Origin of the sequence: Allobosea sp. BE125, from assembly GCF_031456075.1 — a bacterium.
Classification (GTDB): domain Bacteria; phylum Pseudomonadota; class Alphaproteobacteria; order Rhizobiales; family Beijerinckiaceae; genus Allobosea.
This window is the reverse complement of sequence record NZ_JAVDTY010000002.1, coordinates 452,690-464,089: the sequence shown is the minus strand read 5'-3', so window position 1 is coordinate 464,089 and position 11,400 is coordinate 452,690. Positions and strand designations below refer to the sequence as shown.

The following is an 11,400-nucleotide window of genomic DNA, read 5'->3' as shown; positions in this document are numbered from 1 at the left end:
CTGTCAATTAGCATCGGGGCGTTTCGCCACCGGGCCAGAACGGGGAACAGCGATGACGATCGACCGTCGGTCACTTCTAGCCGGCGCCTCCGCCGGCGCTGCCTTGATCGCTGCGCCGGCCCTGGTGCGGGCACAAGGGGCAGGGCCCATCAAGGTGGGCGAGATCAACAGCTACACGGCGCAACCCGCCTTCCTGAAGCCCTATCGCCAGGGCTGGGAACTGGCGCTGGAGCAGATCAATGCGGCGGGCGGCGCTCTCGGGCGCAAGATCGAGACGGTCTTCCGCGACGATGGCGGCAAGCCTGAAGACGCGGTGCGCCATGCCGGCGACCTGATCAACGCCGAGAAGGTCGATCTGCTCTCGGGCGGCTTCCTCTCCAATGTCGGGCTCGCGATCGCCGACTTCGCCGCCCAGAACAAGCGGCTCTATGTCGCCTCCGAGCCGCTCTCGGACGCGGTCGTCTGGGCCAAGGGCAACCGCTACACCTTCCGCCTGCGCCCCTCGACCTACATGCAGGCGGCGATGCTGGTCGAGGAAGCCGCCAAGCTCCCGGCCAAGAAATGGGCGCTGGTCGCGCCCAACTACGAATATGGCCAGTCCGGCGTGAAGTGGTTCAAGGAGCTGCTCAAGAAGGCCAAGCCCGATGTCGAATTCGTCGCCGAGCAGTTCCCGGCGCTCGGCCGCATCGATGCGGGTGCGACCGTGCAGGCGCTGGAGGCCTCCAAGCCCGACGCGATTTTCAACGTCACCTTCGGCGCGGATCTTTCGAACTTCGTCCGCCAGGGCAATACGCGCGGATTGTTCGAGGGCAGGGCGGTCGTCTCGATGCTGACCGGCGAGCCTGAATATCTCGATCCGCTCGGCGCGGAAGCGCCTGTCGGCTGGATCGTCACCGGCTATCCCCATGCCGACATCCAGACGCCGGAACACGTCAAGTTCCGCGACGCCTACAAGGCCAAGTTCAACGACTATCCGCGCCTCGGTTCGGTCGTCGGCTTCGACACGATGAACTCGATCGCGGCCGGGCTCGCCAAGGCCGGCTCGACCGACACGGAGAAGCTGGTCGATGCGCTGAAAGGCCTGAAATTCCCCTCCGCCTTCGGCCAGGCCGAATATCGCGCCATCGACCACCAGTCGACGCTGGGCGCCTTTGTCGGCAAGACCGCGGTCAAGGACGGCAAGGGTGTGATGGTCGATTGGCGCTATGCCGACGGCGCGAAATACCTACCGAGCGACGCCGAGGTGAAGACGCTGCGCCCGGCGGGGTAGTCGCTCCCTATTGCCGTATAACGTCCGTCATCCCGGACAAGCGGCGAAGCCGCGCCGATCCGGGATCCATGCCGGAACGATCGTCGTCAATGTTCAGGCATGGATCCCGGGTCTCCCTTCGGTCGCCCGGGATGACGGCCCCGTTTTGTCTTGAGGTTCAGCTTCATGATCGACCTCATCCTCACCCAGACGCTGAACGGGCTGGCCTCGGCCTCCTCGCTCTTCCTCGTTGCGTCGGGGCTGTCGATCATCTTCGGCGTCACGCGCATCGTGAATTTCGCGCATGGCTCGCTCTATATGCTGGGCGCCTATCTTGCCTGGACGCTCGTAAGCTATTTCGGCGCGGCGGAGCCATTCGGCTTCTGGGGCAGCGTGCTGCTCGCGGCGCTGCTCGTCGGGCTCCTCGGCGTCGTGATCGAGGTCTTGGTTCTGCGCCGGATTTACCAGGCGCCGGAATTGTTCCAATTGCTCGCGACCTTCGGCGTCGTGCTGATGCTGCAGGATCTGACGCTTGCGACCTGGGGGCCGGAAGACAAGCTCGGACCGCGCGCGCCGGGCCTCAAGAGCTTCGTCATCCTGTTCGACAATCGCTTCCCGACTTATGAACTCTTCCTGATCGCGGTTGGGCCACTCGTGCTGCTCATCCTCTGGCTTCTGTTCCAGAAGACGCGCTGGGGCACGCTGGTGCGGGCTGCGACGCAGGACCGCGAGATGGTCGGCGCGCTCGGCGTCAACCAGCGCCTGCTCTTCACCTCGGTCTTTGCCTTCGGCTCGATGCTGGCAGGCCTTGGCGGTGCGCTGCAGCTGCCGCGCGAGGCGGTCAACCTGCATATGGACCTGTCGATGATCTCGGAGGTTTTCGTGGTCGTGGTCGTCGGCGGCCTGGGCAGCGTGACGGGGGCCTATCTCGCCGCCGTGCTGATCGGCATCCTGCACGCCTTCGGCATCCTGATCTTCCCCAAGATCACGCTGGTGCTGGTCTTCCTGGTGATGGCGGTGGTCCTGGTGGTCAAGCCCTATGGCTTGATGGGCAAGGCGCCGATCGGCGGGGCGCGCGGCCATGGCCCGGCTGAGCCGCTGCTGCTGCCGGCCGACAAGCCGACCAGGCTCGCCGGCCTGATCGCGCTCCTGCTGCTCGTGCTCGCGCCATTGGTCGCGCCAGACCATATCCTGATGACGCTGACCGAACTCGTGATCTTCGCGCTCTTCGCCGCCTCGCTTCATTTCATGATGGGACCCGGCGGCATGGCCTCCTTCGGCCACGCCGCCTATTTCGGGCTCGGCGCCTATGGCGCGGCGCTGGCGGTGAAATGGTTGGGCGCCTCGATGGAGCCGGCCCTGATCTTCGCGCCCTTCCTGGCGGGCATCGCCGGCGTCGTCTTCGGCTGGTTCTGCGTGCGCCTGTCGGGCGTCTATCTCGCCATGCTGACGCTCGCCTTCGCGCAGATCGCCTGGGCGACCGCCTTCCAATGGGTCGAGCTGACCGGTGGCGACAACGGCATTCTCGGCGTCTGGCCCTCGGCCTGGGCCGTCTCGAAAACCGGCTTCTACTATCTCACGCTCGGCGTCTGCGTGCTCTCGATCCTCGCCTTGCGCCTGACGATCTTCTCGCCGCTCGGCTATGCCTTGCGGGCCGGGCGCGACAACCCGCTGCGGGCCGAGGCGATCGGCCTCGACGTGATGCGCATCCAATGGGTCGCTTTCGCGGTCGCGGCCTTTGCAGCGGGCATTGCGGGCGCGCTCTTCGCCTTCTTCAAGGGCTCGGTCTTCCCGACCTATATGGCGATCCCGCGCTCGGTCGATGCGCTGCTGATGGTGCTGCTCGGTGGCGTGCAGACGGTGGCGGGCCCGGTCATCGGCGCCTTCGCCTATGCGGGCCTCAGCGAACAATTGATGAAGGCGACTATGTATTGGCGCTTCGGGCTCGGGCTTTCGATCGTGCTGCTCGTCATCCTGTTTCCGCGCGGGCTGGTCGGCGCGTCGCTGCTGCTGCGCGAGCGCTGGACGAGGCGGCCTGAGCCCGCGGCCCGGCTGGCAGTGGAGGGCGGGCGATGAACGCGGTCCCGCAGCTGCAGGGGGCGATCCCCGCCGTGACGCCAGACCCGGTCCTGGTCGTGCGCGATCTGCAGAAATCCTTCGGCGGCGTTCGCGCGGTCGACGGCGTCTCCTTCTCCGTCCAGGCCGGCACGATGCTGGCGCTGATCGGCCCCAATGGCGCGGGCAAGACGACCTGCTTCAACATGCTCAACGGCCAGCTCAGGCCAGATGGCGGCGAGGTTCTGCTGGCCGGACGAGCGATCACCGGCATGAAGCCGCGCGCGGTCTGGCGCATGGGTGTCGGCCGCACCTTTCAGATCACCGCGACCTTCACCTCGATGACCGTGCGCGAGAACGTCCAGATGGCGCTGATCTCCCATGCCGGCGGGATCTGGAGCCCGTTCGGGCGCGCCCGCGGCCGCCATGCCGAGGCCGCCGATGCGCTGCTCGCCCAGGTCGGCATGCTGGAACAAGCGGAACGTGCCTGCGGCGTGCTCGCCTATGGCGATCTCAAGCGCGTCGAGCTCGCGGTTGCGCTGGCCAACCAGCCGAAACTCCTGCTGATGGATGAGCCCACCGCCGGCATGGCGCCGCGCGAGCGCATCGCATTGATGGCGCTGACCGCCGAGATCGCTGCCGCCAAGGGCATCGCAGTGCTTTTCACCGAGCACGACATGGATGTCGTCTTCACCCATTCCGACAGCGTCATCGTGCTCGATCGCGGCCGGCTGATCGCCCATGGCACGGCCGAGGAGGTGCGGCGCGATCCCAATGTCCGCGCCGTCTATCTCGGCTCCGGCGCGACTTCGGGAGGGCATTGAGATGAGTGCGATGTTGGAGATCGCCGGTCTCGACGCCTATTACGGCCGTGCTCATATCCTGCAGGGCCTCGGCTTCACGATGAACCGCGGCGAGGTGCTGGCGCTGATGGGCCGCAACGGCGCCGGCAAATCGACCACGATGAAGGCGATCATGGGCCTGGTGCCCCCGGCCGGCGGGACTGTGACCTTCGAGGGGCGGGCCGTTCAGGGACGCGAGCCCTTCGAGATCGCGCGCCTCGGCATCGGCTATGTGCCGGAGGACCGGCGCGTCTTCTCCGAACTCAGCGTGATGGAGAACCTTTCGGTCGCGCAGCGTCCGGCGCGCTCTGACGCGCCGCACTGGACGCCCGAGCGGCTGTTTGCGCTCTTCCCCAATCTTGGCCGCATGCGCGACCGGCCTGGCGGGGCGATGTCGGGCGGCGAGCAGCAGATGCTGACGATCGCGCGGACCCTGATGGGCAACCCCAAGCTCGTGCTGCTGGACGAACCGTCCGAGGGGCTGGCGCCGGTCATCGTCGAGGAGATGGCCAAGACCATTCTGGCCTTGAAGGCCGAGGGGCTTTCCGTGCTGATCTCGGAGCAGAACCTGCATTTCGCCGGCAATGTCGCCGACCGCGCCGCGATCATCGAAAAAGGCATGATCCGCTTCACCGGCTCGATGGATGAATTGAAGGGTAACGAGGCGGTCAGGACGCAGTATCTTTCGGTGTGAGTGCGGGCGTCATTCTCGGGCGAAGCCCTCGGGTCCGGCCTTTGGCCGGCCCAAGGACAGGCTCCGCGCAGACACAGGGATCCATGCCGGAGCGTTTCCCACAGGCTGCGACGGCCTCTTCCCTTCTCCCGGATGGGAGAAGGTGGCGCGGAGCGCCGGATGAGGGTGTGCCCTTTCAATAGAAGGCGCTGCGGCGCAGTTGCGCCCTAACAATCAGCGGCGGGCCCTCACCCCTGCCCCTCTCCCATCCGGGAGAGGGGTTCCCCGCGCCCGTCCATGACGGGGGAGGATCGCCCCACCCACGCTGCGCCACTCATCCGCCAGCGCCAGCAGCGCGCCCTCGATCAGCCCTTCGCGCAGCAGCGTCTCAGCAACCCTGACGCCGTTCCCCAATGCCGTCGCCACGGCTGTGGGTGTCTGCGGCCCCACTTCAACCGTCACCAACAACTCCCTGAGATCGCTGTCGGGATCGAGTTCCCGTGCGGGACGCCGGAGGATCGCCGCGTCCTTCACATCGACTGCATTGGCGATGATGGTCGCGGCTGCATCGGCCTCGGCCGCCGAGCGCGCCAGCACGGTGACGGCGTCGGCGATGCCGAGCGAGAAGGAGCGCCCGCGCCAGCCGCTGGTCGCGACGCCCCGGGTGTGGCTGGCCGCATCGAGCCGCAGGAAACCCTCCGGCCGAGCGCGGGCGAGCGAGGGCACGACGCCGATGTCGAGCGGGTGGCCGGGCGTGACATGCAGCGCGATATCGCCGCCATTATTGACATAGGCGCGCTCGAGCCGGGGTTCAGCGGCAAGCATCGCGGTGAGGACCGTGTCCGCCACCGCGCCGGCGACAGCGGCCATCGGCGTGATGTATTGCGACCGGAAGCCCCAGCAGGCGCGCGCCATGCGCTGCGCTGTCGCGCCTCTCAGGGAGGGTGGCTGGTGGTCGAGCGGCTGGCGCAGCAGGCGCAATTCGCCAGCGAGTTCGGTCAAAAGCCCATCGAAGCGCGCTTCGGCCGCGGCATAGGCCCGTTCAATCCGCGGCTTGGGACCAAAGGCCGCGATGACGAGATCGCTCGGCCCCTCCTGCAGATGCAGCCGGTTGCCGGGTAGGCGGGCGATGCGATGGGTTTTCAATGGCGAACGCATGGTGACTTCATATGGAAACACCATGTCATTCCGGACAAGCGGTGAAGCCGCGCCGACCCGGAATCCATGCTGGAGCGCGTCATGGTCGGGCTTGACCCGACCATCTCGTAAACCAGAGCGCTCTGGTCATGAGATTCTTGGGGCGCAAGCCCGAGAATGGCGCTCTATATGACGCTGTGTGGGCGATCGAGCCGCTACCCCACATCCCGCCGTAGCGGCCAGGGATTCTCCGCCGCGGCACTCTCGATCCGGGCCTGCCCGCCATGGGCGCGCAAGATCTCTTCCATCGAGACGATCTCGTCGGCATGCCCGCCCGAGGCCAGATAGAGTTCGCGCGGCAGAGTGAACTCTATCGGCGCGACGATCGCCGGCGTCGGCACATAGCCGAAGGCGTTTTTGGGCATGCGCAGGACATCGACCATCACGGTGATGCCGCCGCCGGGCCAGACATAGACCGGCGCGCCGCCCATCGTGACCCGCGTCGTGCCGGATTGGACCGAGCGCGTCAGCAGCACAGGGTTCTCTGTTACGCCCGCCCGCAAGCTGCCGCCGGCGCCGGCCATGAAGGTGACCGTGCAGAGCGAGGGCTCGCAATTCTCACCAATGCGCTCGACGACCTGCCGCACGGCCAACGGCATCTCGGCTTCGACGGGAGTAAGGTTCTCGTCGAGCACGCAATAGAGCGAATCCTCGCCGGTGGTCGATGTCATCAAGAGGCGCATACCGGGCCAGGCGAGGCCTGCATCGATCTTCTGGATGATCGAGAGCGGCTCGGTGATGTCGGTGCCGCCCCAGCCGAGGCCGGGCTGGGCGACCTGGAAATAGCGGCCGGGCGTCGATTTGCGCCCGCGCACGCGAATGCCCGCGGGTTTCATGTCGAGCACGCGGCCGGCCTGATGCTCGGTCAGCACGCCGGTGATGTGGTCGTCGACGACGATGACCTCGTCGACATGGCCCTGCCACTGCTTGGCGAAGATGCCGATAGTCGCCGAGCCGCAGCCGACGCGCATGCGCGTCTCCGGTTTGCCGTCGACGATCGGAGCGTGGCCGGCCTGCACGATCACGCCATGGCCGCCATCGATGGTCAGTTCGACGGCCTCGCCATTGCTGAGCTTCAGCATCGCCTCGCAGGTAGCGTTGCCTTCCTTCTTCGAGCCGCCGGTGAGGTGGCGCACGCCGCCGAGCGAGAGCATCTGCGAGCCGTATTCGGCCGTGGTGACATGGCCGACCTGCTCGCCATTGGCGCGCACGGCGGCCGTCTCCGGGCCGAGATGGCGGTCGGTGTCGATCTTCACCTTGACGCCGCAATACGAGAAGATGCCCTCGGTCACGACCGTGACGGTGTCGACGCCGTCATGCTGCGAGGAGACGATGAAGGGGGCGGGCTTGTAGTCGGGATAGGTCGTGCCCGAGCCGATGCCGGTGACGAAAGTGCGGTTCGCCGGCAGGATCTTGCCGTCCCAATCCTCGGCATTTTCGGCAAAGGGCACGACAGGGCCGCCGACCTCGACGGCCTCGGCCAGCAGCACGACCGGATCGGTGCGGATCAGAAGCCCGTTGTCATTGGCATAGCGCGAGCAGGCGCCGGAGCGGCCGGGGCGAATGCGGCACAGGACCGGGCAGGCGTCGCAGCGGACGATGCCTTCGTCGCCCTCTGACGCGCCGAATTTGCGCGAGCGCTCGGCGAGCGCCGCATCGGCTGTCGGAACGGGGTTGAGTTCGTTCATGGCTGAGTCTCCTCGCCCATATCCATGTCGCCCATATCCTTGGCCCGCAGCAATTCCCACAAGCGGTGCGGCAGCACCGGCACCTGCCGGGGCGTCACGCCGGTGGCGTGGCGGATTGCGCCGAGGATCGCCGGCGCAGTCGGCACCAAAGCCGGCTCGCCGATGCCCTTGGCGCCGGAGGGGCCGAGCGGCTCGGCATCCTCGACCAGGATGATGTCGATCGGCGGCACGTCGCCGGCGGTCGGGATCAGGTAATCGTGCAAATTCTCGGTGCGGCCGGGCAGGTATTCCTCCAGCAGCGCGAGCCCAATGCCCTGGGCGATGCCGCCATGGATCTGGCCCTCGACCAGCATCGGGTTGATCGCGCGGCCGACATCATGGGCCGCGACGATGCGGTTGAGCTTGAGCGTGCCGAGATCGAGATCGACGTCGAGCGAGGCGATCTGCGCCGCAAAACCATAGGTGGCGTAGGGGATGCCCTGGCCTTTTTCGTCCAAGGGCACGGTCGGCGGGTCAAAGCTCCCGATGCCCTCCAGAACGATGCCATCGGCCTTGGCGGGGAGGGCGGCGAGGTCGATGCGCGCTGCGACGCCGTTCTCCTCGACCAGCAGCTGCGTGCCCGCGAGCTTCAGGGTCGCGGTCGGGCTCGCATTGGTCAGGCGCAGGATCTCGGCGCGCAGCGCGGTGGCGGCAGCCTCCGAGGCGCGACCGGAGACGAAGGTCTGGCGTGAGGCCGAGGTCTTGCCGGCGTCGAAGGTTTTGAAGGTGTCGCCGATGACCAGCGTGAAGGCCTCGACCGGCAGGCCAAGCGCGTCGGCCGCGATCTGGGTCAGCACCGTGGTCGAGCCCTGGCCGATATCGACCGCGCCGTTCCAGAAGGTGAGCCGGCCCGTCCTGTCGAGGGTGATGCGCATGGTCGAGGGGTTCGACATGCCGGTGTTGCCGATGCCGTACCACATGCAGCCGATGCCGACGCCACGGCGCGTGCGGCCTTCGCCGGCATTGAAAGCCGCCGCATCCGAGAGCAGGGCCTGCCAGTGGGGTTTGAGCTTCTCCAGGCATTCGGCCAGGCCGGCGCTGGCCTGCAAGACCTGGCCGGTCGGTGTCGTATCGCCGGCACGGATCGCGTTGATCAGGCGGAACTCCAGCCGGTCGAGGCCGGCAGCAGTCGCGAGATCGTCGAACAGGCTCTCCTGCGCGATTGCTGCCTGGGGTACGCCGAAGCCACGAAAGGCGCCCGAGGGCGGGCCGTTGGTGTAGACCGCGCGCGACAGGTTGCAGACATTGGGCACCTTGTAGGGGCCGGTCGCATGCACAGGCACGCGGCCTGCCACTGTCGGGCCCCAGGAGGAATAGGCGCCGGTGTCGAAATCGCCCTCCATGGCGAAGGCGACGAGGCGGCCTTGGGCGTCGCAGGCAGCCTTGGCCTCGATCGAGGAGGGGTGGCGCTTGGTCGAGGAGACCATCGATTCGATGCGGCCGAAGATGCAACGCACGGGCCGGTCGAGCACCCAGGCCGCGACCGCCAGCATCGGCTGCAGCGAGACGTCGAGCTTGCCGCCGAAGCCGCCGCCGCAAGCCGACGGCATGATGCGGACATCCTCGAGCCTCAGGCCGAGCACGCGGGCGACCTCGTCGCGGTCCATATAGGGCGCCTGGGTGCAGGCAAAAACCTCGATCGTGTCGCCGACGCGCCGGGCATAGCCGGCCTCGGGTTCGATATAGGCATGCTCGACGAAGCCGGTCTCGAAGCTGCCGGTGGCGACATGAGCGGCCTGCGCGAAGCCGGCCGCGACATCGCCGCGCTCGACGCGGCCGCGCGTCAGCACATTATCGGGCGCGAAATCATGCAAGGTGAAAGCGCTCTCGCCCAGCGCCGCCTTGACGCCGACCATCGGCGGCAGCGCCTCCCAGGCAATCGGGAACTCGTCCAGCCGGATCGCCTCGACCGCATCCTTCTCGCCGACGATGGCGAGCACGCATTCGCCGCGATAGCGCGTTTCGCCGGTGGAGAAGACCGGCTGGTCCTTGAGATGCGGGTAGATGCCGAAGGAGTTCTCGCCCGGCACGTCCTTCGCGGTGAAGATGCGTACCAGGCCCGGATGGCTTGCGACGAAGGCGTCGAGGTCGCCCAGGGTGAAACGGGCGCGGGGATGGGGGCTGCGCACGGCGCGCAGCCAGAGCGCGTCGGCCGGCGCGGCATCGGCGCCGTAGATCTCCGTGCCGGCAACCTTCGGCTCGCCGTCGAGGCGGGTCATGCGCGCGCCGACGGACGCACTGCTCGCGGCAGGCGCGATCGGAGCGGGCTCGATGAAAAGATGCGCGTCGCGCACGGCCTCGACGATCTTGAGATAGCCGGTGCAGCGGCAGAGCACGCCGCCGAGCGCATCCTGCGTCTCGGCCTCATTGGGCTGCGGGTTGCGCTTGAGCAGATCATAGCCCGCCATCAGCATGCCGGGCGTGCAGATGCCGCATTGGGCCGCGCCATGCGCATGGAACGCCTTCTGCAGGGCTGAGCCGAGCGCGTCCTTCGCCAGGCCTTCGACGGTGATGATCTCGCGGCCCTCCACTTGTCCGATCGGCGTCAGGCAGGCGCAGGCCTGTGCGCCGTCGATCAGGATCGTGCAGGCGCCGCAATCGCCGGCGTCGCAGCCTATCTTGGTGCCGGTGGCGCTGAGGCTCCCGCGCAACGCCTCGCTCAACCGGGTGTCGGGCGCGTCACCCAGATGGACGTTCGCACCGTTGAGCCGAAAGGCGATGCCGTCGGTGGCCGGAGCCGAGGAGCTGAGGGTGGAGCGATCATGGACGTTCAAGCGGCGACCTCCAGCGGCGAAGACAGCAAACCGGCGAGCGCGCGCCGCACCAGGATGAGCGCGGCGTCGCGGCGATAGGCGGCGCTGGCGCGGACATCGTCGATCGGCGACAGGGCTGCGAGATCGGAGGCACGGAGGCTCTCAGCCAGCGCAGGCGAGGGGACCTGGCCGAGCAGTCGCGCTTCGAGCGTGGTCAATCGCTGCGGCGCGGCCGCGCAGGCCCCGACGGCGATACGAAGCGAAGCGATGCGCCCTTGCGCATCCAAGGCGAGATTGATGGCGACGGAGGCGATCGAGATCACCAGATAGGCGCGCGCGCCGAGTTTTTTGAAAGTCGAGCGCGTTTGCGCCGGCTGTGCCGGCACATGGATGGCGACCAGCAATTCATCGGGCGCGAGTGCGGTCTTGCGGTTCCCAAGCACGAATGAAGCGAGCGGCAATCGCCGGCTTCCGCCGGGGCCGGCGAGTTCGACCTCGGCCTCCAATGCGAGCAGCGGCGGCACCCCGTCAGCGGCCGGCGAGGCGTTGCAGAGATTGCCGCCGATCGTAGCCCGGTTCTGGATCTGGACGCCGCCGACCTGCCAGCTTGCCTGTTTCAAGGCGTCGAAGGCAGGCGGGACATCGGCCTGGGCGATCGCGCTCCACGTCGCCATCGCGCCGATGCGGATGCCGTCTGGGCCGTGATCGATGCCGGCGAGCTCCGGGATGAGGCTGAGGTCGAGCAGATCGCGATTATGGGGCTCGAACCAGGCGGCGCGCTGGGTGCGGACGGGGTAGACGTCGGTGCCGCCCGCCAGGACGGTCAGCGGGCCGTCGCCGGCTCTGAGCGCCAGAGCCTCAGCGAGTGTCCGGGGGCGAAGATAGCGCGTCATGACCGTCTGCT

The 11,400-nt window shown here is 67.6% G+C and carries 8 protein-coding genes; 4 read left to right on the top strand and 4 right to left on the bottom strand.

Translation table 11 applies throughout. The features are described 5' to 3' along the window. The first annotated feature begins 52 nt into the window (after nt 1–52). The 4 genes from J2Y55_RS07525 (at nt 53) to J2Y55_RS07510 (ending at nt 4,840) form a co-directional block, all read left to right on the top strand. Entirely contained in the window at nt 53–1,270 is a 1,218-nt protein-coding gene (locus tag J2Y55_RS07525; protein ID WP_404978840.1) for an ABC transporter substrate-binding protein, read from the top strand. A 168-nt stretch (nt 1,271–1,438) separates the two neighbouring features. After that, nucleotides 1,439–3,325 carry an ABC transporter permease gene (locus J2Y55_RS07520; protein ID WP_404978860.1) on the top strand — a complete coding sequence of 629 codons (1,887 nt, stop codon included), beginning with the start codon at nt 1,439–1,441 and terminating at the stop codon, nt 3,323–3,325. Then, nucleotides 3,322–4,128 (top strand): ABC transporter ATP-binding protein, encoded by an 807-nt coding sequence (locus J2Y55_RS07515; RefSeq protein ID WP_310150039.1) that lies wholly within the window; start codon nt 3,322–3,324, stop codon nt 4,126–4,128. The genes J2Y55_RS07520 and J2Y55_RS07515 overlap by 4 nt, the downstream gene beginning before the upstream one ends. Before the next feature lies 1 nt (nt 4,129). After that, entirely contained in the window at nt 4,130–4,840 is a 711-nt protein-coding gene (locus J2Y55_RS07510) for an ABC transporter ATP-binding protein (protein WP_310150036.1), read from the top strand. Between the two features lie 213 nt (nt 4,841–5,053). On the opposite strand, the gene J2Y55_RS07505 is transcribed toward J2Y55_RS07510, so the two are convergent. The 4 genes from J2Y55_RS07505 to J2Y55_RS07490 all read right to left on the bottom strand — a co-directional run bounded on the left by J2Y55_RS07505 (nt 5,054) and on the right by J2Y55_RS07490 (nt 11,389). Beyond that, nucleotides 5,054–5,977, bottom strand: a complete 924-nt coding sequence (locus J2Y55_RS07505) for a UPF0280 family protein (protein WP_310150032.1) — start codon at nt 5,975–5,977, stop codon at nt 5,054–5,056. Between the two features lie 194 nt (nt 5,978–6,171). Then, nucleotides 6,172–7,704, bottom strand: coding sequence for a 6-hydroxynicotinate reductase (locus tag J2Y55_RS07500; RefSeq protein WP_310150029.1), 1,533 nt, complete (start codon nt 7,702–7,704; stop codon nt 6,172–6,174). Beyond that, nucleotides 7,701–10,517 carry a molybdopterin-dependent oxidoreductase gene (locus J2Y55_RS07495; protein WP_310150026.1) on the bottom strand — a complete coding sequence of 939 codons (2,817 nt, stop codon included), beginning with the start codon at nt 10,515–10,517 and terminating at the stop codon, nt 7,701–7,703. The genes J2Y55_RS07500 and J2Y55_RS07495 overlap by 4 nt, the downstream gene beginning before the upstream one ends. Next, nucleotides 10,514–11,389, bottom strand: a complete 876-nt coding sequence (locus J2Y55_RS07490; RefSeq protein ID WP_310150023.1) for an FAD binding domain-containing protein — start codon at nt 11,387–11,389, stop codon at nt 10,514–10,516. Before J2Y55_RS07490 ends, J2Y55_RS07495 begins: the two co-directional genes overlap by 4 nt. Between the last annotated feature and the right edge of the window lie 11 nt (nt 11,390–11,400).

Excerpts from the sequence above, each read along its gene's own strand:
- J2Y55_RS07515 (WP_310150039.1), top strand. The coding sequence starts at position 3,322 with ATGAACGCGGTCCCGCAGCTGCAGGGGGCGATCCCCGCCGTGACGCCA.
- J2Y55_RS07490 (WP_310150023.1), bottom strand. The coding sequence starts at position 11,389 with ATGACGCGCTATCTTCGCCCCCGGACACTCGCTGAGGCTCTGGCGCTC.
- J2Y55_RS07505 (WP_310150032.1), bottom strand. The coding sequence starts at position 5,977 with ATGCGTTCGCCATTGAAAACCCATCGCATCGCCCGCCTACCCGGCAAC.
- J2Y55_RS07525 (WP_404978840.1), top strand. The coding sequence starts at position 53 with ATGACGATCGACCGTCGGTCACTTCTAGCCGGCGCCTCCGCCGGCGCT.
- J2Y55_RS07510 (WP_310150036.1), top strand. The coding sequence starts at position 4,130 with ATGAGTGCGATGTTGGAGATCGCCGGTCTCGACGCCTATTACGGCCGT.
- J2Y55_RS07500 (WP_310150029.1), bottom strand. The coding sequence starts at position 7,704 with ATGAACGAACTCAACCCCGTTCCGACAGCCGATGCGGCGCTCGCCGAG.